This window comes from Allofournierella sp. (genome assembly GCF_048388525.1).
Lineage (GTDB): Bacteria > Bacillota > Clostridia > Oscillospirales > Ruminococcaceae > BQOK01.
Map to the genome: position 1 here is coordinate 1 of NZ_DBGCTQ010000032.1, position 26,303 is coordinate 26,303.

General features: G+C 52.4%; 21 protein-coding genes. 3 read left to right on the forward strand and 18 right to left on the reverse strand.

Annotated elements, in window-relative coordinates; all coding sequences use genetic code 11:
- The 15 genes from ACMLHZ_RS02635 to ACMLHZ_RS02705 all read right to left on the reverse strand — a co-directional run.
- Positions 1-1,076: hypothetical protein (locus tag ACMLHZ_RS02635; protein ID WP_418666258.1), on the reverse strand; the 1,076-nt coding region annotated here is incomplete at its 3' end.
- 34 nt (positions 1,077-1,110) lie between these two features.
- The gene (locus ACMLHZ_RS02640) at positions 1,111-2,556 is read right to left on the reverse strand and encodes a lipopolysaccharide biosynthesis protein (RefSeq protein WP_418666259.1); all 1,446 of its coding nucleotides are present in this window, start codon (positions 2,554-2,556) and stop codon (positions 1,111-1,113) included.
- Complete coding sequence (locus tag ACMLHZ_RS02645) at positions 2,546-2,980, reverse strand: adenylyltransferase/cytidyltransferase family protein (protein ID WP_418666260.1); 435 nt, start codon at positions 2,978-2,980, stop codon at positions 2,546-2,548. Before ACMLHZ_RS02645 ends, ACMLHZ_RS02640 begins: the two co-directional genes overlap by 11 nt.
- On the reverse strand, positions 2,964-3,914 hold the full coding sequence (locus tag ACMLHZ_RS02650; protein ID WP_418666261.1) for a hypothetical protein: 951 nt from the start codon (positions 3,912-3,914) through the stop codon (positions 2,964-2,966). Before ACMLHZ_RS02650 ends, ACMLHZ_RS02645 begins: the two co-directional genes overlap by 17 nt.
- An 11-nt stretch (positions 3,915-3,925) precedes the next feature.
- Positions 3,926-4,762 carry a LicD family protein gene (locus ACMLHZ_RS02655; protein WP_418666262.1) on the reverse strand — a complete coding sequence of 279 codons (837 nt, stop codon included), beginning with the start codon at positions 4,760-4,762 and terminating at the stop codon, positions 3,926-3,928.
- A gap of 14 nt (positions 4,763-4,776) precedes the next feature.
- A complete protein-coding gene (locus ACMLHZ_RS02660; protein WP_418666263.1) occupies positions 4,777-5,424 on the reverse strand; it encodes an HAD family hydrolase in 648 nt (215 codons plus the stop codon).
- Between the two features lie 24 nt (positions 5,425-5,448).
- Complete coding sequence (locus tag ACMLHZ_RS02665) at positions 5,449-7,035, reverse strand: aldolase catalytic domain-containing protein (protein WP_418666264.1); 1,587 nt, start codon at positions 7,033-7,035, stop codon at positions 5,449-5,451.
- 1 nt (position 7,036) lies between these two features.
- Positions 7,037-7,693: a cytidylyltransferase domain-containing protein gene (locus ACMLHZ_RS02670; protein WP_418666265.1), complete on the reverse strand. Its 657-nt coding sequence runs from the start codon at positions 7,691-7,693 to the stop codon at positions 7,037-7,039.
- Positions 7,694-7,709: 16 nt separating this feature from the next.
- Positions 7,710-8,828: a polysialyltransferase family glycosyltransferase gene (locus ACMLHZ_RS02675; protein ID WP_418666266.1), complete on the reverse strand. Its 1,119-nt coding sequence runs from the start codon at positions 8,826-8,828 to the stop codon at positions 7,710-7,712.
- 40 nt (positions 8,829-8,868) lie between these two features.
- On the reverse strand, positions 8,869-10,251 hold the full coding sequence (locus ACMLHZ_RS02680; protein WP_418666267.1) for an O-antigen ligase family protein: 1,383 nt from the start codon (positions 10,249-10,251) through the stop codon (positions 8,869-8,871).
- A 53-nt stretch (positions 10,252-10,304) separates the two neighbouring features.
- Positions 10,305-11,309, reverse strand: coding sequence for a glycosyltransferase family 2 protein (locus tag ACMLHZ_RS02685; RefSeq protein WP_418666268.1), 1,005 nt, complete (start codon positions 11,307-11,309; stop codon positions 10,305-10,307).
- A complete protein-coding gene (locus tag ACMLHZ_RS02690) occupies positions 11,275-12,132 on the reverse strand; it encodes a glycosyltransferase (RefSeq protein ID WP_418666269.1) in 858 nt (285 codons plus the stop codon). The genes ACMLHZ_RS02685 and ACMLHZ_RS02690 overlap by 35 nt, the downstream gene beginning before the upstream one ends.
- 23 nt (positions 12,133-12,155) lie before the next feature.
- Positions 12,156-13,538: an undecaprenyl-phosphate glucose phosphotransferase gene (locus ACMLHZ_RS02695; protein ID WP_418666270.1), complete on the reverse strand. Its 1,383-nt coding sequence runs from the start codon at positions 13,536-13,538 to the stop codon at positions 12,156-12,158.
- 40 nt (positions 13,539-13,578) lie between these two features.
- A complete protein-coding gene (locus tag ACMLHZ_RS02700) occupies positions 13,579-15,693 on the reverse strand; it encodes a Helicase associated domain protein (RefSeq protein ID WP_418666271.1) in 2,115 nt (704 codons plus the stop codon).
- A gap of 292 nt (positions 15,694-15,985) precedes the next feature.
- On the reverse strand, positions 15,986-16,810 hold the full coding sequence (locus ACMLHZ_RS02705; protein ID WP_418666272.1) for a tyrosine-type recombinase/integrase: 825 nt from the start codon (positions 16,808-16,810) through the stop codon (positions 15,986-15,988).
- Positions 16,811-17,023: 213 nt separating this feature from the next.
- Here ACMLHZ_RS02705 and ACMLHZ_RS02710 point away from each other — a divergent pair, with 213 nt between their 5' ends.
- Positions 17,024-17,293 carry a hypothetical protein gene (locus tag ACMLHZ_RS02710; protein ID WP_418666273.1) on the forward strand — a complete coding sequence of 90 codons (270 nt, stop codon included), beginning with the start codon at positions 17,024-17,026 and terminating at the stop codon, positions 17,291-17,293.
- A 57-nt stretch (positions 17,294-17,350) separates the two neighbouring features.
- Here the strand turns inward: ACMLHZ_RS02710 and ACMLHZ_RS02715 are convergent, their stop codons facing one another.
- A complete protein-coding gene (locus ACMLHZ_RS02715) occupies positions 17,351-19,498 on the reverse strand; it encodes a Tex family protein (RefSeq protein WP_418666274.1) in 2,148 nt (715 codons plus the stop codon).
- 18 nt (positions 19,499-19,516) lie between these two features.
- Positions 19,517-21,850 carry a YfhO family protein gene (locus tag ACMLHZ_RS02720; protein ID WP_418666275.1) on the reverse strand — a complete coding sequence of 778 codons (2,334 nt, stop codon included), beginning with the start codon at positions 21,848-21,850 and terminating at the stop codon, positions 19,517-19,519.
- 200 nt (positions 21,851-22,050) lie between these two features.
- Here ACMLHZ_RS02720 and yfbR point away from each other — a divergent pair, with 200 nt between their 5' ends.
- On the forward strand, positions 22,051-22,647 hold the full coding sequence (yfbR, locus tag ACMLHZ_RS02725; RefSeq protein ID WP_418666276.1) for a 5'-deoxynucleotidase: 597 nt from the start codon (positions 22,051-22,053) through the stop codon (positions 22,645-22,647).
- 49 nt (positions 22,648-22,696) lie between these two features.
- On the opposite strand, the gene dusB is transcribed toward yfbR, so the two are convergent.
- Complete coding sequence (gene dusB / locus ACMLHZ_RS02730; protein WP_418666277.1) at positions 22,697-23,671, reverse strand: tRNA dihydrouridine synthase DusB; 975 nt, start codon at positions 23,669-23,671, stop codon at positions 22,697-22,699.
- A 109-nt stretch (positions 23,672-23,780) separates the two neighbouring features.
- Between dusB and ACMLHZ_RS02735 the strand changes: the two genes are divergently transcribed.
- Complete coding sequence (locus tag ACMLHZ_RS02735; protein ID WP_418666278.1) at positions 23,781-26,303, forward strand: DNA polymerase I; 2,523 nt, start codon at positions 23,781-23,783, stop codon at positions 26,301-26,303.

Below are 26,303 nucleotides of genomic sequence, written 5' to 3' on the forward strand. Positions count from 1 at the left end.
CCCCCCCGTTGAAAGGAATGTATTATAAAAGCTGTACTGAATCCCATAAGCTCCGCTGTGCCGAGCCCCACGATATTAAAAAACAGCTGTTTTTTCTTTCCTTTTGCTAAAAGCAAATCCGTTAAAAGGAAGATCATTGATCCCAGGATGATCGTAGACAGATATTCGTATCCGCACAAGCTTTTAATGCAGATCGCTGCGAATGCGCCGCCCCAACAAAGGACTTTTTTGGTGGGACGATACGATAAATACAATCCGATGAGCATCGGCATGAACCATGTAAACTCTACCCAATACAAATTCCGTGCAAAATTTACTACAAAAGGGTACAGCCAGAATACCGCATACCAACATATTGCCATCAGCACATTATATTTTTTTCGCAAAACAAGGCAAATGGAAACAACTACGATTGCCATAAAAAGGCTATTCACAAAATACAAAAAAGGAATCACCGCTTCGCCCATTGCTTTTGTGCACCAATATGCCAGTTTCCCTTGCAGGCCGAATTGGCTCACATAGGGATCCTGCAGATATATCGCTGGCACACGCTTTCCCCAGAGATCGTATATTTTGTATTCCCATATTTGTCCACACCGCTCCGAATCGATCGGTTCCTTTTGCTCCAATCGGATGTACGTCTGCTCATCTTTTTGCCAAACGCTTTCAATGTTCCGGCGCTCTCCATTTTTGAATTCCACCGCTCCACCCGCCGTGATATACTTTTCTGTCCAAGGATTCGTTGGAATCGCCATAATTGGCTGCTCTAAGCCTATACCTGTTTTAAAATTCTTATCTGTCAGAAAATATGTATAGAGTTTCTCCGTGCGGCCTGTTACAAAATAGTCCCAATTTCTCTTTCCCACCACAGACTGCACGCGTCCTAAGCCATACCATTCCAGTGGATACGCCTCCCCTGCCACAGCGCTCACAATCGCTTGTCCCACAAGAGATTCCGAATCCGCTTGATAGGATGGAAAAGCTGTATTATAAGGATCAAAGGGGTTTTTCAGATAGGTGAATACTAACAAAAGCACCAGCCCACTTAAGATAGCGCACTTCTTTGCAGTTTTCATAATCCTCCAGAATTCAAACGCGAAACCTGATTTGTTAGCTTTTATTCCTGAATCGTTCGATCAGTAAAAAGATATTTTTTCGCTTATACAATATAATGCAGAATATACTTCCTATGAGCAAGTAGCGAACAACGGGCCAGTTGTAAACCAAAACCAACATTGTCATTAGAACTAAAACTATACCTACCAATATGGCTAAAAATCGAAAATCAAAATAGCGTTCTTTTACATTTCGCTTTTTCAAAATAAGCTTTACGCAGATATAATGGCAGACCATAAACATAAAATAGCTTGCCAAGGTAGTGTACCCCGCCGCTAAATAGCCGAAGGCCGGAATTAGTAATGCATTCAGCACCATATTCAGCACTGCCACAAAAATGGATGCAATCATGGTAAATCTGTTTGCTTCGTAAAAAAACTCGACATTAATAAATTGCTGGTAAATAAAATTAAATATCACCGCGATTGCAAGCGGTGGAATCACAAAAATAGCTTCGCTGTATTTTTGCGGTGCCATGACCCGAATAATTTCAGGTGCGAACAGAATTAAAAGCAGATTAACCACCGTCACTCCCAATGTAAGTGCTCTGTTTAATGCAATATTATCCTTCCCCTCTCCTTTGTCCATTTTTTGAAACAGCCAAGGGGTGAGAGACGAATTCAAAGCTGAATTAATAAATAGCAGGATCATGGCCGCAGAATGTGCAACGCTATAAATTCCCGCCTGCGATTTTCCGCAGTATGTTTCAATCATAATGCGGTCAATGTAACTTAAAAAAGTGGCTGATAAGTAGTAAGGAATCAGTGGGATATTCGCTTTTAAACCATATAGCCAATACTCTTTATTATAAAATGTTTTTCCCGTACCAAAAAGCAACACTAAAAATACAACCCCAGCTATGGACTCCACGATAGCTTTTGAAAAAATCGCCGCTTCAGCTTTATATTTAGTGAAATGCATGGCGACGATTCCTATAAGAGGAGTCACCGCTGATATTCCTAAAGTAACGGCAACCATTGCCTTATACTTATAGTTAAACCGTTGTTTGGCAGACCAGAATCGCAGAAAAGGCAAAAAGAACAAGTATGTCCATAAAACAATGCATAGGGCGTTGTTAAGTCCAAGCCATATTTGCCATATCTGCGGCGCCAAAATATAGCTTGCTGAAATTACTAAAGCGGTCACTATACACAACCCTAGTAGGGAAGAAGTAAAGCGGTCCCGATCTTGCTTAAACTTTACAAGTCCAACAGCAAACGTATTTCCATGTAAGTATAACGAAGTAAACACAAACAGTATTTCCACCCATGAAACAAATACAGAATAAGTTCCATACTGCTCTGTACTCATCACTCTTGTGTAAATAGGAATGACCACAAAGGCTATCCCCTTTTGCAGGAAACTGCAGATCATAAACCACAGCGAAGCTTTTACCGGTTCTCCCATGTATTTATATTTGGATATAAAATTATTCCTCATAGGCCTTTTTCCCAATCTGCCGCCGAATAATTGTTGAGGATACGCCTTTTGTATGGGGCAAAAATACAAGCTTTACACCTATTTTTCCTAATGTTTTTTTATATTCTTCGTAAAGCGCTGAATTTTCCCAGTCATCCCCATGAAACATCGCATCAAATCTTAATTGTTCCCATGCAGCGTATTTATTCATATCTTCCTGCCAAACCACACGATCCACATAGCGAATAGCTTGTACAATTTCAAACCGGTTTTCTTGGCAAATGATGGGGTATTTTTTTTTATACTCTCTCGCCAACGCATCCGTACTAACGCCTACAATCAAATATTCGCACTGTTCCTTCGCCCTGCGCAAAATATTCAAATGTCCAACATGGAACATATCGAATACGCCCGTAGTATATCCGATTTTATAAGGTTTTTTCATTGCTCCCGTCTCCTTCCGAAAACCCCAGATCGGTCAAAAAGGCATCTGCACCCTTTTCTTCCCATTCCCGCATTTCTTTGGTTTTATTGACAGTAGCCACTATAACCTGAGCTCCTACCTTATGAATCGCTTCGAATGTGTGCGGATTTGTAAAGGGCTTTCCGTGATCACAGGCTACCGCCTTAATTCCTGTTTCTTGCAAAAACAATGTTAGTTGTTCCAGCGGAATTTGAATGTCCCGCATACCGTAAATAACGCTGTGAAAAGAAAAATCGGCCATCATTTTATAAAAGTAAACAGGGCTGTGCGCTTGTGGAATCATTCTCTCCCAAATTCCCACGCCCTGCGTGCGGCATAGCATTTCCAACAGCGCAAACCGCGCGCGAACCGTTTCATCGTATATATAATGCAAGCTTTTCACTGAAACAATAAAATACGCGTCAGAATATTCTTTTGCTAACATGACCAGTCCGTTTAAATCCAAAGGCGTGTATGCGTCATTAAGCCGCACCCGCATAAAACGTGCGTATTCCATAGGCTTCTGTTCAGGAATTTCACGCACTGCTTCCGAATAGGGGATGAATCTGTTTTCGTCTATTTGCCGCCAGTCATGGCATAAAACCGGCAACCCTTCTTTTGTAAGGCTGATGTCCGTTTCGAAAACGCGGCAGCCTTTGCGATAGTTTTGGAGAAAAGCTTCTTTGGAATTTGTGTAAGCGATCCCATCTGCCGCTCCCATTGCATGGGCATACAATGAGCCTTTCTGCCAGGAATAATCGAATGCTTGTTTCAGATTGCCGTTTAAAATCAATCCCTTGCGAATTGTTAAAAGCTCTTCATATACTTTTCCCATCTCATAGCTTTGCTCGCTGATTGCCCGGCTGAGATAGCTCAGTTTTCTTCGTTTGTTCCAGAAGTAATTTTTTATCCCCATTTTATTTTTCCTCACAATTTGACCTGGAATGGCACATGTCCCCTACGTTGCTCTTCAGGCGGAAGCTTCATATAATCCCCATACAGTTGTCTCAGAACTTTATCCCACTCCTTGGGGGCACGATAAAGCTTTCCGCGGTAATATACTTTTTTGGCCGGCTCATACCATCCTTGCGGCATCGTTTGCTTTTTGAAGTCATAGTGACTTGCCCAACTCACGTAATTCTCTTCAGCTTTACCGTTCCAACTTTTCATTAGTTTTTCTGTATGAATACGCATGCCTTCATATGAAAAAAAGGATAGTAAAAAGTGCAGTATCTTCCCTTTGAAATGCAGTTGCTCATAACTATTACGCACTCTATTGTTTACCATACGTTTCATCAGTGCGATCCTTTTTCCCAAGAATTGATATCTTATTTTATTATGAACCGGGGCGTCATCCAGTGGAAAAATGTCAATCCATAATTCCTTGTATTTTAAATCAACGTTTTTTTCATGATGTAAACTATATAGCGTTCCACTTTTATTGAGTCGAAGTACAAACAATCGGAAACAAGGATCATTTTCAAAACAGTGAATATGAAAAGGTTCTCCCTCTGGTCGAGCAAGCATAAGCTCTTTAAAGTGCTCAAAATCATTTCGCGGCATCGCAACATCAATGTCATCGTCCCAGGGAATGGGCCCCTGATGTCTCACTGCGCCCAGCAGCGAACCTGCAATAAGATAATACTTTAATCGGTTGGCTTCACAAATCCGGGAAAACTCATCTAATATCTGCTGTCCCGTTTCATGTACTTGTTCGATAATTTTTTGATCCAAATGCATATTTCTTTCCAAAAAATGTTCCATGTTTTAAACCTCTTCTACAGAAATTTCAAAATATCTGCCGGGCATTGCGCTGCGCCCAAGGTCAGAGAATTCTGTGGAACATCTTTAACCCCTTTAAACCCATATCCATACGTAACGCCGATAAAGTTCACTTGTGCCTGGGCAGCGCCCTCGCTGTCATGCTGTGTATCTCCGACCAACACCGCCCGGCAGGGTTCTTCTATTTCCAGGCAATATAGGCATTCCAGAAGGATATCCCGCTTACTCTTAATTCCGAGATCATCCGCACCTTTCATCGCTTGGCAATACTGGGCAATCCCTTTTTGCTGCAGCAGTCTGACTGCATAGTCTTCTCGTTTATAGGTTGCTACGCCTATCTTTATATTTCGGCTTTTAAATTGATTCAAAATTGCAAAAACCCCATCATAGACATTGGCTCCTAACAGGTCCACATTGCTATAACGATCACGAAAAATGCCGGTAGCCCGCGCCGCTTCTTTTTCGGTGAGTCCGCAATATTTTATAAACGAATGTTTTACAGGCGGCCCAATAAACTTTAGAATTGTTTGTCTTTCTAATGGCCGGATTCCCATTGTCGCTATCGTGTATTTAACCGCGCTCAATACTCCGGGGGCAGTGTCCATAAGCGTACCATCCAAATCAAAAACCACTGCGGAATACACTGCAATCTCCTTTATTTTAAAATTTCACAGTTTGTAAAGCGAAGGAGTGATAAAGAAAAGTTCTGCCATCTTCGACAGTTCGTTTAAGCATTTTTGCGCTTTCTGATTGATCTCTCCATAAGCAGCCGGGTCCCCTCCCATAAACTGGTATTTATCAGAAAAATTTTCTGTTCCTGCACAAAAGCCATCCATACCTGCAACAGCGATCTTCTTTTGCCCCGCATGCACCAAGATATATAAAAGCACTAATGTAGTATTATCAATCGCAGCGCTGGTTTTTACAGCATTTCCTATACAGAAAAGCCCTTCTGGGCTTGCTTTGGCGTCCGGCATGTTCGAAGCAAGCAAGCAACTCACCATATTATTCTTTTCGCGGTGATATCGTTGATATCGCTTTTCGTTTTTAAAGAAGATCGCATCGGCAGGGATTCCGTCGTACAAACGATTCAGATGAATCACATAGGGCTTGGTTTTATGAATGTATTCTTTGATGCTTTCTGTGTTTTTTCTGACACTGTTCCCTGTTGCAACAATTAAAACCGCTCTTCCACCAATTTTTTTCAGAAGTCTATCATAGCTTTGCTTATCATCCCATTTTGGCTTCAATTGGGCCGCCGCATAGGCATTTTCAATATAATCTCTATCGAAACTCGTCCGTTTGGCGGTGGGAATAAATTGTAAAATTCGTGCGATAGAACGCACAGAGATCGTCTTTTTCTTAATAAGATGATCCACATATTTTGGGTGACAGCGATATACCGCCGCCAGATAATATAGAAAGGAGTATCCCCACTTTCCGTCTTGTTGGTATTTGCTGATTTCAGTATCAATCAATTCACTGGCAATTGATAGATCATATTTGTTTTTCTCCCTTAAATTACAGTAATTCATCAACAATTCAAGACCCGCATTCCCAGCTGATTTCCCCATCCCATACAGCGACGCGTCGATTATTATCTTGCGCTGGGTGTGCTGCTCTATTAGAGCTACCGCGTTTGAATAGGCCAACTGAAAGTTGTTGTGAGCATGATAGCCAATTACAATCTCCGCGGGTAAATTGCGATCGAATAGCGTATATAAATGCATAACATCATCTTTTTGCATAAAACCGTATGTATCCACGATTGAGACCGCATAAGGCCGCATTTCTTCCAGCTTTTTTAAAAGGGCAAGCAGCTCCAAATCTGAATAATCCGTAATAGAAACAGGCTGTGCAAACACTTTATATCCCCTCTGCTGAATCTGCCTGCACAACTCAAGCGCACTATCAATGTTTTCCTTTTTAAAAGTAACGCGGATGCCGTCCACATCTCTTTCGTCTCTGCTCCCAATTTCATCCATTTGGCACTGCCCGTAATCCAGAATCATGACTTTCATGGTATTTGGCGCGGATTTTCCCTCTAAGATCCATCGTGCATCCTGTGTGCAGGAAAACACAGAACGGTTTCGATCATAAATCGTTCCTTTACGGATATATCCAAGCTCAATAATATCTACTCTGGCATCCACAAGTCCACAGTACAAATTTCGGATAGCCGTTTCACCAAAATCCCAATTATTTATAAAACCGCCGTCCCGCAAGGTGCAATCAAGCAAGCATATTTTATTCATTTTATTGTTTCCTCAAAGTGTTCATATAAATAGCATTCGCTACTTCGAAGTCATCCGGGTAATCAATATCAATTTCCTCAAAGCTCCGCGCTTCACAAATATACGGCTTACATCCCACACGGCGCCCATATTTATGAAAAACCTCTTTCGTAAATACAAATGCATCCGAGGTTTCTACATATAGCGGCTCAAGATCTTGTGTTCTTGGCAAATGTGCAGGATCAAAATTCAAGGGTTTGTTCCCCGACCAAACAAACTGCTGCATTTTTTGCGCTATAAACGCTGAATCATATTCTCCGCTTTGAACCGCACGAATACAATTATCCAAGCTGCTGCTGCGTGTAAAAGGACCGGTCGCATGGGTTGTATAATAAATATCCGCATCTACCGTTTTGAGGAATTCTCTTAAAATATTATTTGAGTTTATAGAGTCTTGGTCTAAAAATTCCGGACGTTTTTTAAAGCAGACCCCCGGCAGTAAATAAGGAACAATTTCTTCCGAACTACAATAGACATATGCTTCTGTGGTCAGCCGGGAGCCTAAAACCGCTTTTTGAATAAGATGTATCAGTGGCGTCCCATCATCGAAACGTTTCATATTCTTCCCGGGAAACCTTTGACTGTTCAATTTGATGGGTATCATTGCGACTACTTTCATTCTGTTTTCCTCTTCTCTATATCAGGCTTTTTAAAACAATGGCAATCTGATCCTGTCCCCTGGCAATCTTCACCTTTGTGAGCAGGCCTTGCTGATTTTGGAACTGTTCAATCGCATTTTTTATATTTTGGGTTACTTTTTCAAATGTCTGTTGATCGGTTTTCGTTCCATGTATCTGTACACAGGGATATAAATAAAGAGCTGGTATGTTTTGCCTTAAAAGAGCAGAAGCCACGATTGGGCAACTTGAGCTCACAGCCATCAATACTTTATCGGAAAAATCAAAATTCAGCTGAACAACTTCCCAGGGGACGTTTCCATCCGAACTTGTTTTTATTCCTACCTTTTCATACCGATCGGATTGATGGCGGGGATGTGGCTTTACCAGCAGATTTTCTTTTCCCACAATCTCTGCAATTTTTTCCACCAACCTCTCTTCGTCGCATTCAAACCACCCTTCAAAATAAATATATTTCGCAGCATATTTATTTTCTGTAGGGATAAAATCAAAAATAGAATTGATTAATTTCACCAGTTCCTTATCGCTCGAAAAAATCGGTGGAATTTGCACAAGCTGATACGGCATTTCTCTCTGTATTAACCCAGGAAAAAAGCAATAATACTTTTTAAGATATTTTGTCCAATCTTTTTTAATCCCCAGTTTTCTTAATTTGAAAATGCTTTCCTTTCGGCTGAAACGTCCATTGCTCACTTTTTCTGTTCCATATGAAAGAAATCCCTCTTCAAACAGATTGAGCGTCAGCCTGGAATTGCTTTTTACCAACACATCAAACAAACTGATAACTAAAAGATCCAAATTATAAAAAAACAATCCGTCATAATTAGGAGTTTCCTCTATCTGTTTTGGATAAAAACGGTTTTCGCTGCTGAATCCTAATTCAAAAAAATCCTTTATCTTTTCTTTGGTCGTAGCTTCATATATCATTTTTCTATTGTATATCGAGAGCACCCGACCAAATACCGCAGCTTTTTTCAATCTTTGAGCAAGTTGCTCATTTCCCTGCGAATGATCTGTTATAATTATATCTACTTGGTCATCTTTTAAAAACGTTCTCCGTATTTGCACGGCAACAATCAGTTGATAATTTGTATTAATTACCATTAAATACTTCATGCAAGCAAATCTCCTGTGTTTTTTCTCGGCTCCTGAAAGCTTATAAAAAAGCCTCTTGTTTTCTTAAGGATATTTCTCTTTTTTTCGATCGAGCTGCAAAATAAAATCCCAATATAAGATATACGCACACATCGGACCCCTGAAACTGGATCATTCCCAAAAGCATATAGGTTCCCACGAATGCTGCATACGGGCATTGAACAATTTTATCCTTAAGGTTATGTATCAAAAACTTCAGCATCATATAAAGGTATATGCCCGCTCCCACTATCCCGCTATCCAACAAAAATTGAAAAATCAGGTTGTGTACATTGCTCTCCCTAAAACTAGTTTCCGGTGAAACCTTTTGGAGTGCAGCAATTGCATTTCCCGCGCCATACCCCCAAGGCCGTTCAAAAAATGCTTCAGGAACCAATTTCCACATCTTTATTCGTCCATTGGAACCTGGATCCTTGCCGATTGTCTCTAGTCTGGGATCCAGGTGGTATTCTATAATATTTCCATTTTCATCTTTTCTGTAAAAAGTGGCGGTTCGGATCAGAGGGCTTCCTTTAAGAAGCTGCATGTTTTCTACGTCGGGTTCCCTTGTATCGCTCACACTCAAAAGTGCTGTACTATTTATAAGCGGGAGCTTATAAAAAGAGAGATACCCCACCGTCAAAATTAAAATCACACAGAAGGAAAAGCGTATTTTGGAAGATGCATGAATTATCATCCAGACTGTAACGATTGCGCAGGCAACCAGTCCTGCACGAGAAGCATAAATCAGGCTGACCAACCAGGAAAACGCCATATAAAAACTGCTGAGCTTTGGCCGGGTGACTACAAGCGCGCCAAAAATTGCAAACCAACTTGCCTCTATATTGCTTCCTCCATAAAAGAACCATGGCATATCAGTGGGATGAAAAATATCCTCTTGATAGTTGGGATAAGTAAGTAAATAGTTTCTATACAAAATAATCTTAAAAAGCATTGCAACCATCAGAATAACCGCTGCCATCTGCCCAATACTCAATAGCTTTTTCAGGTCAAATCTTTCCGGCAGATTCATTAGTGCAATACAGATATATAAATCTAAAATATAAGAGAGAGCTGTGGCGGACACTCCCATCTGGGGAATATTTATAATGGATGCCCCAATCAACACCGCAAAAAAAGCCAATAAACTTTTAGGAGGCAATTTATACTTTCGAATAGGAAAAAATACTGGCAACAACAGAATAGGTGTAACATGGAACCAATTTATTCGTGTTAATTCGTGGAGCCTGCCGAATGGCAACGTTTGAAACATCGCAGATGCCAAAACGATAAAAATTGCTATATAATAATAGTTGCATTTTATTAATACAGACAATTGTAATTTTCTCAATGTGATGTGCCGCTCACTTTCCTCGTGTTTATAATGTATAAAATGTCTAGCCACAGCAACTTCACATCTCTTCAAGGACACTTTTGCAAAAAACATTAGAATCGTTTTTATCCAAGCTGTTTTCCGGTAAAACGAATCCCTATATTATAAGTAACGCGATACAGCTCTGGCGAAATTGACATCAGCAACGTGCGCAATCGCACATTTGTCAATGCACCCGAATTCTTTGCCGAACGAATTCCATTTTTTCTGAACCATCGTCGAATCCGCTTTTGCTGTTCCTTCAAACGGGATGTGGGCTTTTCTACGCGGTGAGCCATAAGATATACACTCATATATTCCCTGGCGATCAGACTATCAATATCTAATTTGATTTTTGGATACCATTGTTGTAGGCTTTGCGTGCATATGGTAATGGCCTCATAGTAATCATGACATTGCTTTTCTTCAACTTTTTTACGTGCAGTAATACTTCCTCCGTGCATTACATAATGATATAACACGGCATCAACAAAGCCTACTTTTTTACTCTCATGCAACAGCAGATATGTGTGACGTAGATCTTCATGCAACTTGCCTGTTTCGAATGGATGCTTTAGATATAAAGTTCTTCGTCCAAGCTTACCACAAGCAATTACTGAATTTTTTCTGCCCCGAGCCATTTCGGCGCAGGCCTGTTCAGAATCCCAGCTTTCTATCTCAGGTTTTCGCGGCTTCGGCAGACATTTCAGATTTTCTTTGGCCGGTCGCACCTTATCAAAACGCGCCACTGCAATATCTGCCCCTGTCTTACAGATGGTCAGATATAATAATTCCAGATAATACGGTTCTATATAATCATCACTGTCAATATAAGTGACATACTCCCCTAAAGCTCGTTCTGTACCTGCATTCCTTGCCGCTGACAAACCTACGTTTTTCTGATGAATCACGTTTATACGGCTGTCCTTTTGAGCATAGCTGTCACATAGCTTTCCACAATTGTCTGGAGAACCATCGTCGACCAGTAACAATTCAAAATTTTCAAAACTCTGCTTCAAGACGGAGTCGACACACTGCTCCAACCATTCCTCAGTTTTATATATGGGAACGATAACGCTGATCTGAGGCATTTCTAAACTCCCGTTTAATACTAGCTGTGAAAAAAAAGTAATGATGCTTCCAAAACATATAGGCAAGGCCCTTGATATGTTCCCAATTCATTCTGCTGAAAAATCTTTGCTTGGAGAGACGTTGCCATTCGTGAATAATTTGCGCTTGGGGACAAAATGCAACTTGATAGCCTGCTTTCCATACTCGAATGCAGTATTCTGCATCCTCCGGCGCATAAAAGATTTTCTCGTCCAGCAACCCCGCCTTTTTAATTGTTTCCGGACGTATCCACCAACAGGCCGACATCAAGTAGTCGACAGGGTAACTTTTTTCTTCGTGCTCTTCAGGCAGCCATTGCAGTCTCTCTCCCCATATTTGGCAACATTTGAGTGGTATTGCTTTAAAAAGCTTTTCTGTAAAGGTTGGAAACCGCCTTCCGGAAACTTGAATTTGTCCTTTTGAATTCATCATCCGCGGGCCAACAATTCCATATTGGGGGTTTCTCTCCAGTTCTTGCGCAAGAATTTTTACTGCTTTCTCATTAATTAGGGTGTCTGAATCCAAAATACAGATATAATCCACATCCGTATCTATGCTTTTTAACGCAGCATTTCGTGAAATTGTAGTTCCTTTGTTCCGTTTATATGTGATTACCCGTAAAGTGCACTGTGTTGGACATTTTTTGGCTAACCGCTCTAAAATAGAAGGAGTATCATCATCCGAACCATTGTCCACTACTAAAATTTGTGACTCATAATTTTTTAATGTATAAATGGATTCGATACAAGCTCTTATATACTTATCAGAATTCCAAGCTAAAATTATGAACGCTATCTTTTGCATTTTACCGAATCCTTTTTCCTTCCTTACACTTCTGCATTCATCATTCCTCCGAACAAGGTGCGGAGCAAAATGGTTATATCCAATCTTAAGCTCCAATTCTCGATATACCAAATGTCATACTTCACCCGCTCCTCAATGCTGGTGTCTCCCCGCAGCCCGTGCACCTGCGCCCACCCTGTGATCCCGGGGCGCACCTGCTGGCGCACCAGATACAGAGGGATCTCTTCCTTAAAATGATTCACATGGAACGGTACCTCCGGCCGCGGGCCGACAAGGCTCATCTGCCCTGCCAACACATTAAAAAATTGCGGAAGCTCATCAATACTGAATTTTCGGATAAAGCTGCCGAATCTTGTTTTGCGCGGGTCGTTTTTGGTGCTCCAGCCGGTATCTTCTGTGCCTGTTACGCGCATGCTGCGGAACTTCCACATTTTAAAGGCCCGTTTGTCCCTGCCCACCCGGTCCTGCTTGAATAAGATGGGCCCCGGGCTGCTCAGCTTCACGCCAATCGCCGCAGCCAGCATCAGCGGGCTCGTCAGCACGATCAGCACCAGCGCCCCCACAATGTCCATTCCCCGCTTCACCACGGCCCAGCCTAGGTTGTCCAGCGGGGTGGCGCGTATGTTCACCAGCTTTGTTTTTCCCACCGCATCGATGGTGGGATGGCTGGGGAAATAGTCGTTGTAAAAGGGAATGATGCTGATACGCACCCCCTCTTTGTCCGCTGCGACCAGCACACTTGGCATGTGTTCGATCTCCTGGGGCTCCAGCGCCACGACCAGTTCGTCCGGGTCGCGTTCCTCCAGGATCTTTTCCAGATCCCCGTAGCCGCCCAGGTGAACCCCTAGCCCCCGCTCTTCTTCCCCGCTCACATAGCCGTCCAGCATAAAGCCCAAGTGGGGGCTTGCCTGAAGATCCTGCGCGTACTGGCGGGCAAAATGCCCGCTGCCCACCAAGATCACGTGCTTTTGGTTATATCCCAACTTGCGGTAATGCCGCAGCACCAGCCGAACGGCCGTTCTTTTGCCGATCACGAACAAGCTGGAAAACATCCAGAAAAGAAAGACCGCCAGCCGCGGAAAATCTACGATCCGGGTAAAATACAGCAGCGCCATCAGAGCCAGAACCCCCACCCCGTTGATCAGCAGGATGGTCACGATCTCATCGCCCGGCTCCTTGAAGCGGTACGAGCCATACATGCGGAAGCAAAGATACGCCACCACCAGCAAAACGCTGTAACAGGCCGCCACAGCCACATAGGCGCCGCTGTGCAAAGGCAGAATGCTTTCTTTGCCGTTCAGCACCTCGAACCGCACCGTCAGGGCGGCAAAATAGGCAGCAAACACCAGCACCGCATCCGAAAGGACGTTGAACAAATTGATCAGTTTTTGATTTTTGCGTATCATTTTTGTCGCATCCCTTCATGGGTTTGAAGAACCCTTTTCCTTACCCCAGCCCGATCTCCGCCAGCCCCCGCACCCGGCCGGGCGTCAGCCTGCAGTTGCTCCTGTCCGGGTGTTCCAGGGCATACTGCTGGCGGCGCACCCATTTGCCCAGGGCCACGCCGTCCGGGGTGGTGTAGGCCACCGGCAGCTTTAAATTGCCGTGCTGTTCGTAATACCGGCGTGCCGCCTGGTACCCCCGGCTCCAACGGCGCTCGGCGTTTGTCTCCCACCGCATGCCGATGGCGTCCAGCCGGGCGATCTGTTCCTGGGTGAGGCCCGCGCCGGGCATGGTGCCCGCCCGCAGCGCCCGCTGCTTGAAGATCCATTTCCCCAGCGCAAGGCCCCCGGGCGTGCAGTAATCCAGCGGCATTTCCAAATCGCCGTGTTCGGCATAATACTCCGCCGCCGCCAGATAGTTCTGCTCCCACCGCAGGCTGAAAGGCCTCCAGATCATTCCGATGGCGTCCAGCCGGGCGATCCGCTCTTGTGTCAGCACACTGGCCGCCGTGTTGCCTGCCCGCCGCTGCCGGCAGTTGATGATCCATTTGCCCAGGGCAAAGCCGTCTGCGGCCACATACCGGGCCGGCACGTCCAGATTCCCAAATTCCTCAAAATAGGCGCACGCGTGGGCGTAGCCCCGCTCCCAGCCAAGCTCCAGCCGGTTCTCCCACTGCATGCCGATGGCGTCCAGCCGGGCGACCTGCGCTTGGGTCAGCACACCCGGCACCCGCCCGCTGCGCACCGCCCGCTGGGTGCCCAGCCAGCTGCCCAGCGAGAGCCCCTCCCCGGTCTTATAGCGCTTGGGCGCCAGCAAATCGCCGTGCTGCCGCCGGTATTCCACGGCCGCCGCATAATAGATTTCCCAACTGGAAGCAAGGCTCTCGCCCAGCTTCTGGAACAGTGCCCGGCACTCCTGCACCTCGTCGATGACCCGGAAGCGCTCGGTCACCACCTCGCCGCCCAGCCCCTGGCCGTACAGCAGCTGCACCGCCGTGCGCATCTCCTCCTGCATGGCGCTGATGCTGTACAGGTTCTCAAAGTTGTTCACCACGTCGAACACCACGGGCTGCCGCCCGCCGGCTGCCAGCGCGCGCCCCAGCTGCTGCTTGTACACAATGGGCGAAACGGTGGGCCGGAACATCACCACGCCGTCGATCCCTTCCACATGGATGCCCTCGTTCAGCATGTCGATGCACAGCAGCAGCTTCAAATGATCGCTGTCGTCCTGCTTAAAGTTCTGAAAATCCGTGCTGGCGTCCGGGTCGTCGGAATATACCCGGTACAGGTGCGGCGCCTCGTCCACGCCCGCAAACCACCCGGGGGCCGCCTGCGCCATCTCTTCCAAATGCTCGCGGCTGGCGCAAAAGCAGATGTATTTGCCGTTCCGGCGGGGGATATGCCTGCGGAACACCTCGCCCAGGCCGTCCGCCTTGTCCAGCGCGCGCCGCAGCGCTTCCAGATACTTTTCGTTCTGCCGCTCCAGCCCCGCGCCCCGGGCGCCGCGCACCCGCTCCTCCAGGCGCGCCAATTCTTTTTGGCAGGCATACACCGAAGTCACATACACCGGCGCGGGCAGAATGCCCCGCACCACCGCCTCGCCCAGGCTCATATAACTGGCGATCTGCCCGCCGAACAACTCCTCGGCCATGTCCCGCTGGTTATCCAGATAGCGCACGTTGGTGGCCGAAAGCCCCAAGAGCGGTGTGCGCGGATACTGCCCCAGCAGGCGCTGCACTCCTTCGCCCCACTTCTCTGCGCCGCACCGGTGAAACTCGTCCAGCACGATCCACTTGGGAGCCAGTGCATCCAGCTCCTCCTCTACCAGTGTCATGAGCTTTGCATAGGTAAGGAATTGAATGTTTTCAGGCTGCCAGCCGCTGGCGCGCTGCAAATTTTCCAGCTGGGTGCGCACGATATACTCGCTGGGGGTAAGCCACAACACCCGGTCGGTCGGGTGCTGCTCGGCCAGGCAGAAGCCAATAAAGGATTTGCCGGTCCCGGTGGGATGCACGATGGCCGCCTTTCCGCTCTGCCGCAGGCTGTCCATCGCCGCCCCATATGCTTTTTGGTTGTGTGGATACAGCTCCAGCGCCACCGCTTCCACCTCCTTCGCCATGGCAATGCCAGCCACATAATTACTGTTATGTGGCTTTGAACAATCTATAAGTACATTTATTATAGCATAAAACACGAAAAACTCCACCCTTTGTGTTTTAATTAGCACGATTAAACAAGAAAACAGCACACCAAACAAGCGCATATTCCCAATATGCGCTTGTTTGGCGTATCACTTTTTCCATCAGAACATTTCAGCGCCCTTGCAGATACAGCAAGGGCGCTTTTTTGTGGTAGCAAAGCCACATAACAGTAATTATGTGACAGATTTCGACAATCTTCCCCGCCATTTTCTACTGCACCAAGCACAGCCGTTCGATCTGCCGGAATTCCCGTTTCCCATCCGACAGGGTATAAATGCGGGTGGTGTCGATGCTGCTGTGCCCCAAAAGATCGGCCAGCCGCAGCAGGTCTTTGGATGAATTGTAATATGTGCGGGCAAACAGGTGGCGCAGGTTATGGGGGAACACCTTTTCCGGCGCCACCCGCGCCCTGCGGCACAGGCGCTTCATGGCGGCCCATATGTGGCTGCGGTCCAGCGGCGCGCCCCCCGCCGTAACAAACAGCGGGCCGGTGTACCGCCGTTTGGCCTGGGCGTACCGCTGTAATTTGCGGCACAGCGCTTTGGGCAAAAGCGCCACGCGGCGCTTGCCCTTGCAGGCGATCTGCACCCGGCCGGTATGCATGCACTCTGCCGTCACAAAGCGCAGCTCGCTCACCCGCAGCCCCGCGCCGCACAGGGTTTGAAGCACCAGCCATAGGGCGGTGCTTTTTTCTTTTGCCGCATCCAGCAGCCGCAGATATTCCGCCCGGCTCAGCTCCCGTTCCGTGGGGCGGAACAGCGGCCGCTGGATCTTCAGTGCCTTCACCCGGCACCCTTCCAATCCCGAAAACTGCAAAAACCCGTTCAGGGCCGCCAGCATACTGTTCACGCTTGCCGGCGCGTACCGCTGCACCAGCCACTGCTTATAGGCGATCACCCGCTCTTTTGTGACTGCCGCTTCCCCGCCCTGCCAGTTCAAAAACACACCCACATCGTGCCGGTATTTTGCGATCGTTGCCCTGCTCCGCTCCTGCCCGCGCAGATGCTCCTCATATTCTTCCAGTGTCTGTTTCATGGATGCCACTCCTTTTCTTTTGATTTCCCTCACATTGCTTTAAACCTTCCTTCTATTGTATTTGGTTCTTTTTTCCTTTCAACTTTATTTCCATAATTTGGCCTGGTTTTCCACGCGGTTTTTCGGCGCAAGGTTTCTTTGCGTGACTTATCCCAGCGCCTGTTTTATAATAAGATCAAGCAAAACGCAGCTTGTCAGAAGGGGGGGCGCGCCATGCAGCCCATTGGCAAAACCATCCGGGCGCTGCGCCTGCCCCTGCGGCTGCCCAGGGCTTGGCGATCCGCCTGCCTGTGTGTGCCCGGCGCGGTGCTTTTTGTATGGGCCTACACCGCGCTGCCCGCGGCCCTGCCTTGGCTGCCTGGTGGCGTCTTTCCCCTGGCTTATCCGCTTACGGTACATCTCTATTTGTATCACGCCGCCTCCCCGCTGTTCGCTCTGGCGGGCGCTGCTCTGTACCTGGGCGTTGCCCCAAAGCCCAGGTAAATCACAAAAACACCGGCCCGGAACGCATTCACAGCGTTCCGGGCCGGTGTTTTTTTCTTATTGGCTCAATCCCTTCATAGTCAGGGCGATGCGCTTTTTCTTCAGATCCACGTCCAGCACCTTTACCTTCACCACGTCCCCCACCTTCACGGCCTGGCTGGGGTGCTTGATGAACCGGTCCGAAAGCTGGCTGATGTGCACCAGCCCGTCCTGGTGCACGCCGATGTCCACAAACGCGCCGAAGTCGATCACGTTGCGCACCGTGCCCGTCAGCTCCATGCCGGGCTTCAGGTCCTCCATGCCCATCACGTCGGTGCGCAGCAGCGGCGGGGGCAGCTCGTCCCGCATATCCCGCCCGGGGCGCAGCAGCTCGGCAATGATATCCTTCAGGGTCGGTTCACCCGCTCCGGTCTCGGCGCACAGCCGCGCAAAGCCGATCTCCTTTGCTTTATGCGGCAGCGCGGCAATGGCCTCGGTGCCGATCTCCTTTGCCGCAAAGCCGCACAGTTCCAGCAGCTTTTGCGCCGCCGGGTAGCTCTCGGGGTGCACGGCGGTGCCGTCCAGCGGGTTCTTCGCGCCCGGCAGCCGCAAAAAGCCCGCGCACTGCTCAAAGGCCTTGGGCCCCAGGCCTTTCACCTTTTTCAGCTGGGTGCGGCTGGCAAAGGCGCCGTTCTCCTCGCGCCAGGCCACCACGTTTTTAGCTGTGGAGGCCGAAAGCCCCGCCACCCGGGCCAGCAGCGGCGCGCTGGCGGTATTCAGGTCCACGCCCACCGTGTTCACACAGTCCTCCACCACGCCGTCCAGCGTGTCGGCCAGGCGCTTTTGGGGCATGTCGTGCTGGTACTGGCCCACGCCCACGGCCTTGGGGTCGATCTTCACCAGCTCGGCCAGCGGGTCCTGCAGCCGGCGGGCGATGCTCACTGCGCTGCGCAGGTTCACGTCGTACTGGGGAAACTCCTCAGCGGCCAGCTTGCTGGCGGAATACACGCTCGCGCCCGCCTCGCTCACCACCATATACTGCACTCCGCCGCCCAATTCGCGGATCACCTCGGCCGCAAAGATCTCGGTCTCGCGCCCGGCGGTGCCGTTGCCGATGGCAATGATCTCCACCCCGTGCTGTTTGATCAGCGCCTTGATGGTGCTCTTGGCCTGCTCCACCCGCTTGAATTCCGGCACCGGGTAAACCACCGCTGTGTCCAGCACCTTGCCGGTGGGGTCCACCACCGCCACCTTGCAGCCCATGCGGTACCCCGGGTCCAGCGCCATGGCCACCTTGCCCTTGATGGGCGGGGCCAGCAGCAGCTGCCGCAGGTTCTCGCCGAATACCTGGATCGCTCCCTCGGCGGCCTGCTCGGTCAGGGCGGCGCGCACCTCCCGCTCAAGGCTCTGGTGCACCAGGCGCGCATAGGCGTCCTGCACGGCCTCGGCCACCTGTTCCGCGCTGGCGCCCCCGCTTTTCTTCACAAACATATACCGGGCGATGCCGCAGGCGCGCTCGGGGTCCACCTCCACGCTCACCCTCAAAAATTCTTCCCGCTCGCCCCGGTCCAGCGCCAGCACCCGGTGCCCGGCGATCCGGTTCACCGGCTCGGAAAAGTCGTAATATTGGGCGTAAACGCTGTCCTCCTCCTTTGCGGCCCTGCTCTTCACCAGGCCGAACGCCCGGTAAAACTTGCGCAGCTCGGCCCGCAGGGCCGCGTCGTCGCTCACCTGCTCGGCCAGGATGTCCCGCGCGCCCGCCAGGGCAGCCTCCGCGTCCGGCACCTCTTCGGTTATGTACCTTTCGGCCTCCGCCCGCACGTCCAGCCGGGCGTCCTGTGCCAGCAGCGCCTGGGCCAGAGGCTCCAGCCCCCGGGCCTTGGCCACGCTGGCCCGGGTCTTGCGCTTGGGCTTGTAGGGGCGGTAAATATCCTCCACCTCGGCCAGGGTCTTGGCTGCCGCCAGCGCCTTTTCCAGCTCTTCGGTCATGGCGCCCTGCTCGGCAATGACCCCTGCCACCTCGCCCTTGCGCTTATCCAGACCCCGCAGGTATTCCAGCCGCTCGGCCAGGGTGCGCAGCACCTGGTCGTCCATGGCGCCCGTCGCTTCCTTGCGGTAGCGGGCGATAAAGGGGATGGTGTTGCCCTCGTCGATCAGCGCGATGGCCGCCGCCGCATACTGTTCGGGCAGGTTCAGTTCGGCGGAAAGAATTTTTGCATACTCCATGGGTGATAAAACTCCTTATTACGCTTTTTGTTGCTTTTTGCGTTTGGAATGGATTTGCAGCGCCATATAGACCAGCCAGGCCGCCAGGCTGCACACCGCCACTGTCAGGCTGGCCCCCAGGCCCGCGGTGTGGTATTCCAGCCGGATGATATTTTCTCCCGCCGGTGCGGGAACCGCCATCAGGCCGCCGCTCACCTTCAGCACCGGCGCTTTTTGCCCATTTACCACGGCGGAAAAGCCCTCGTCCCAGGGTACGGCAAAGAACACCAGCTTTTCCTCTGCCAGGGTGATGCGGGCGGTCAGGCCGCGGCTGTCCAGCCGCACGTCACTGGCGGCCATTCCCTGCCGCGCCTCCAGATCCCGGTTATAGTTCTCCCGGGTCAGCGCGGTGCGCTCCTCTTCGGGCAGGTGCCCCACCCGGCCTCCATACGCGGTGATCTGCTCCTCGTCCAGCACCAGCGCCCGCATCAAAAGGTTTGCCCGCTGGCCCTTGCCCACCGCCTCAAACTCCTCCTGGGTCACATAGCTGTCGTAGGCATAGGCCATGGGCAGGGTGTTCTGGCTCTCATACACCGCCAGCTGGCCCTCGGTGCCCCACCGCACCCAGCCCTCGCCCGCCTTTTCTTCAAACTCCAACGCCTTGTTCACCGGGCACACGGTGTACCGCACCCCCAGCAGCCCCCGCAGGGCGTATTGGTCAAGGCTCGGTTCGCTGCGCACGTCCCGCTTCACGTCCACCTGCGGGTAAAATTCCAGGATCGAGGGCGCCACCGTGGAATTGAAAAACTGCAGGCAGCTTTTGCCCATCCACAGCCCCACGTTGTCGTAGCACTCGTAATCGTCCACACGGTACGCCCCCTCCGGCAGCTTTTCGGCCAGTGCGCGGGCGTCCTGGTACTGCTGGGCGCGCCAGTTCTTGTCGTTGTCCCACTGGGCGAACTTGCCGATGGCGATGTGTGTGATGCTGTAAAGGCAGCCGAAGGCCAGCACCGCGGCGGTCAGCCGCCTTGCCAGCACCGGCCTGCGCCTGCACTGCAGCCACAGCAGCCAAAAGATCGCGATCCCCAGCAGCGCAAGGCCCAGGTTCAGCCAGAACTTCTCCGGGTACTCGATCACCCCAATGCTCCAGCCCGTCTCCTCATCCTTCACCGGCACAAAGGCGAAGGCGCAGAACGCAAAAAGTACTGCCAGGGTGGGCCGGATGCCCTTTTGGATGTCCACGTTCACGTCCTCCAGGGCGTGCACCGTGGCGGCGCACATCACCAGCACCGGCATGTAATACCACCGGGCGTAAAAGCTGGAATTCAGCGCGTAAAAGCTGGAATTCAGCACCGGCACAAACGCCATCACCAGGCAGGTGCACAGAATGCGCTTGAAGGCGGTGCCGTTTTTGCAGCGGCAGTAGGCGATCACGCCCGCCATGCCGAGCAGAGGCAGGTAGGCGGTCATGCTGGTCCACTTGATGACCCCCTCGGTAAAGATCACCGGCATATAGGGGCTGTCCGGCGGGAAAAACAGGCTGTACAGAATGGCCGCATATTGCTGGGTCTTGCCGTACAGCAAAAACCCAAATCCGCTGGAAAGATCCACCGTGCGGGGGTTTTGGGCCAGGCTCAAAAGGGCGGGCCAGGCCAGCACGCAGCCCATGCCGCAGCCCGCCAGGCTCTCGAACGCCAAGGCCGCAAAGTCCCGCCCCTTTATCTTATAGCCGCCGCTTGCCAGCATGCAGATAAAATAGATCAGCAGAAACACGATCTGCCCGGCAAAAAAGAAGTAGTTGTTCAGCAGGTTCAGCGCCACCAGCACCGCAAAGGGCCCCCTGCGCTTTTCGTGCACCGCCTCGTCCAGCGCCCACAAAAGGTAGGGGAACAGCGCCACCACGTCCACAAAGTGGTTAAAGAACACATTGTACACGGTAAACCCGGAAAAAGCGTAGAGGCAGGCGCCCAGCACCGCCATATTGGGGTCTTTTGTGTAGCGGCGCAGCCACAGGTAAGCGCCGCCGCCCGCCACGGCGAACTTCAGCACCAGCAGCGGGGCCATCAAAAACGGCAGCCAGGCCGCCGGGAACAAAAGGCTTAGCCACCAGAACGGGCTGCCCACCAGATAAAAGGAATAGCTGTTAATAAAGCCGCTTCCCAGGTCGGTGGCCCAGCTGAACGAGCCCCCGCCGCTTTTCACAAATTCATTGGCGTAATAATAAAAGGGGATCTGCTGGCTGTTGAAGTCGCCCGCGTAAAGAAAAATCCCTCCATCCACAATATAGAACGGCAAAAACACCATTGCCGCCCCCAGGGCGCAAAGCCCAAAGGCCAACCAGTATTTATTCTGCGGTCTGTTCAGTGGCTGCATCCTGCGCTTTTCCGCCTTTCGCAAAAACTCTGTCTCTCTGAAAACGAATCGGCGGGCCGTTTTATCGCCCGCAGGGCAAAAAACCGCAAAATTCAAAAGCCCTGCTTAACGGCCCGCAAATATGCTATCATAAGGATAGCCAAAAAATGTGTTGGGTTTGTGGTAATTGTTCCCAACCCCTGCAAGGAGGTACCTTTCCCATGAAGACCTATCCCTTCAACGCCCTGGTCAGCCGCATGAAATACATCCGCCGCTGGAGCCTGATGCACGCCGCCCGGCCCGAGACCCTAAGCGAGCACACCGCCGAAACGGCCATTCTGGCCCACACCCTGTGCCTGATCGCGCAGCAGGTCACCGGCACGCCCGTGCGCCCCGAGACCGTGGCCGTGGCCGCGCTGTATCACGACGCGCCCGAGATCCTCACCGGCGATATGCCCACCCCGGTAAAATACAAAAACGAGCGCATCCACACCGCTTACAAGGCTTTGGAGACCGAGAGCGCGGTGGCCATGCTGGGCCTTTTGCCGCCCGCTCTGCGCCAGCCCATGGCCGGCTATGTGACCGGCCGTACCCTCACCGAGGCCGAGTCCCGCCTTTTAAAGGCCGCCGACCGGCTCTCCGCCCTCATCAAGTGCATCGAGGAGGTGCAGGCCGGCAACCGGGAGTTCGCCGCCGCGCTGGAACAGCAAAAAGGCGCTCTGGCCGCCATGCACTGCCCCGAGGCCGATTATTTTCTCGAGCGCATGCTGCCCTGCTACAGCCAAAATCTGGACGAACTCACCCAAACCGGGGACTAGCCGCCCTCCGGGCGGCCCTTTCCCCGCGGCGCCCGGCCAAACGGGCGTTTCACCGGTTGCCCGCCGCGTATACCTTTTCGATCAGCCGGTCCACATCCTCAAAGTGCTGCAATTCGCAGCAGGCGCGGCGCAGCGCCGCGGCCCCCTTCAGGCCCTTCATATAATAAAGCGCCTGGCTGCGGGCCTGGGGCATGGCCGTCCACTCCCCTTTTTCCTCGCACATCTCATAAATTTGTGTGCGCAGCGCCTCCAGCTTCTGGCGCAGGGTGGGCCGGGGCGGCGGCGGTTCGCCGGCCAGGGCCGCTTTGATCTCTTCAAACATCCAGGGGTCGCCCAGGGCGGCCCGGCCCACCATCACCCCGTCGCAGCCGGTGGCCGCCAGCAGGTCCAGCGCGTCCTGCGCGCTCTCAATATCCCCGTTCGCCACCACCGGCACCTTTACCGCGGCCTTCACCGCGGCAATGGCCCCCGGGTCCACCGTGCCGGGGGTGTACATCTGCTCCCGGGTGCGGCCGTGCACCGCAATGGCCGCTGCGCCCGCCGCCTCGCAGGCCTGGGAGGCCTCCACGGCGGTGATGTGCTGCGCGTCCCAGCCGGTGCGCATTTTCACGGTCACCGGCCGGCCGCCGCTCTCCTTCACCACGGCGGCCACGATCGCGCCGCACCGCTCCGGCTCCAGCAAAAGGCGGCTGCCCGCCCCGCTGGAGGTGATCTTGGGCGCGGGGCAGCCCATATTGATGTCGATAAACTCAAACGTATATTTTTGGATCAGGGCGGCCGCCCGCTCCATGGTCTCGGGCTCAGCCCCAAACAGCTGCACGCCATAGGGGGCGCCGCCCCCACCGCCGCCGATCAGCTGCGCGCTCTTTTTGTCCCCAAAGGTCAGCGCCTTCGCGCTCACCATCTCGCTGATGGTGTACGCCGCGCCGTGCCGTGCGGCCATGCGGCGGCAGGCCGCGTCGGTAAAGCCCGCCATGGGCGCCAAGGCCGCGCCGGGCGCAAGCTGGATGCTGCCGATCTGCATATTGTCTCCTTGCCAACTGAATTTGTGAACCTTATTATTGTATCATAAACCGCCGGTTTGTGGTATACTTTTAAAAGTTTCGAATGATCCCGGATGGAGGATACGCACCATGAAATTGTTGGTACTGGATGGCAACAGCATCGTGAACCGGGCCTTTTATGGCATCAAGCTGCTCACCACCAAGGATGGGCGCTACACCAACGCCATATACGGCTTTATGAACATCCTGCTGAACCTGCTCAAAGAGACCGAACCGGACGAGGTGGCCATCGCCTTTGACCTCAAGGCCCCCACCTTCCGCCACAAGATGTACGGCGGCTACAAGGCCACCCGCAAGGGCATGCCCGAAGAGCTCGCCCAGCAGCTGCCCGTTCTCAAGGAGCTTCTGGCGGATCTGGGCTTTGTGATGGTCAGCAAAGAGGGCTACGAGGCCGACGATATCCTGGGCACCCTGTCCGCCGCCGCGGCCGCGCGGGGCGACGAGTGCTTTATCGCCACCGGCGATCGGGACAGCCTGCAGCTGGTGGGTGACCAGGTCACCGTGTTGCTGGCCGCCACCCGCATGGGCCGCAGCGAGACCGTCCGCATGGACACCGCGGCCATCGCCGAAAAATACGGCGTCACCCCAAAACAGCTCATCGAGGTGAAAAGCCTCATGGGCGACGCGTCCGACAATATCCCCGGCGTGGCCGGCGTGGGCGAAAAGACCGCCCTGGCCCTGATCCAGCAGTTCGGCAGCCTGGCCGGGGTGTACGGGCACCTGGCCGACCCGGCCATCAAGCCCGGCGTGCGGGCAAAGCTCGAGGCCCACAAGGCCGAGGCCGAGCTCTCCCGCACCCTGGCCGAGATCGACTGTGCCGCCCCGGTGGACACCGCCCCCGGCGCTTACGCGCGCGGCGCGGGCGACCCGGCCGCCGCCGCGGCCCTGCTGGCCGAGCTCGAGATCCACTCGCTGGTGGGCCGCCTGGGCCTTGCTGCCGCCCCTGCGCCCGCCAAAAAAGCGGGCGCCGCCCCCCTGTGCGAGGTCCAGCCGGAGGCCCTGCCCCTTCTCGTTGAGGGCCGGGTATACCTGGCCGCCCAGGGGGCCGAGTGGTATGCGGTGCAGGGCCAAAGCGCGTGGCCCGTGCCCCCCGCCCGCCTGCCGGACCTTTTAGAGGGCGAGGCCGAACTCTATGTGTTCGACGCAAAGCCCCTGTACCACCTGGCCCTCGCGGCCGGCGGCGTGGGCAAAGCCATCCGCTTTGACGCAAAGCTGGCCGCCTACCTGCTCAACCCCGCCGCCTCCGGCTATACCGTGGAGCAGCTCGAGGCCGAATACGCGGTCGTGCCCGCCTTTTGCTGCGAGGCACTGCCCCAGGCCGGGGCCCTCGCCCCCCTGTGCGAGGGCCTGGCGGCACAGGTCGAGGCCGAGGGCATGACCCATCTTTTAAACGACATCGAGCTCCCCCTCGCCCTCGTCCTGGCGGACATGGAGCGCACCGGCATGCTGGTGGACCGTGAGGGGCTCATCGCCTTTGGCGAAGAGCTCAAGGTGGTGCTGGAGCAGTGCCTTGCCCGCATCTACGAGGAAGTGGGCTACGAGTTCAACCTGAACAGCCCCAAGCAGCTGGGCGAGGCCCTGTTCGTCAAAATGGGTCTGCCGCCCCGCAAAAAGACCAAGAGCGGCTACTCCACCGACGCCGAGACGCTGGAGAGCCTGCGGGCCTACAGCCCTGTGGTGGGGGACATCCTGCAATACCGCACCTATCAAAAGCTCAACAGCACCTACGTGGAGGGGCTTCTCAAGGTCATCGGGCCGGACGGGCGCATGCACTCCACCTTCAACCAGACCGAGGCCCGCACCGGGCGGCTCTCGTCCAGCGAGCCCAATCTGCAGAACATCCCCATCCGCACCGAGCTGGGCAGCCGCCTGCGCCAGTTTTTTCTGGCAAAGCCCGGCTGCCTTCTGGCCGACGCCGACTACAGCCAGATCGAGCTGCGCATCCTCGCCCACATCGCGGGCGACAAGACCATGCAGGATGCCTTTTTGACCGGGCAGGACATCCATCGCAGCACCGCCGCCAAAATTTACAGCATGCCCCCTGAAATGATCACCCCGGCCCTGCGCTCCTCGGCCAAGGCGGTGAACTTCGGCATCGTGTACGGCATCGGCGCCTTCAGCCTCTCCAAGGACATTGGGGTCAGCGTAAAAGAAGCCGACGCCTTTATCAAAAACTATCTGGCAAATTTCCCCGGCGTCAAACAGTATATGGAAAGCACCATCGCCCAGGGCCGCGAACAGGGCTATGTGACCACCCTGTTCGGCCGCCGCCGCGCCCTGCCCGAGCTCGCCAGCAAAAACTTCAACCTGCGCGCCCTGGGCGAGCGCATGGCCATGAACACTCCCATCCAGGGCACCGCGGCCGATGTGATCAAGCTGGCCATGGTAAAGGTTTGGCGGCGTCTGCGCGCCGAAAAGCTGCAGGCAAAGCTCATCCTGCAGGTGCACGATGAGCTGATCGTGGAAGCCCCCAAGGCCGAGGCAAAAGCCGTCTGCCGCATTTTGCAGGAGGAAATGCAGAACGCGGTGGAGTTTGCCGTGCCCCTCACCGCCGACGTGAACACCGGCAAGACCTGGCTGGAGGCGCACTGA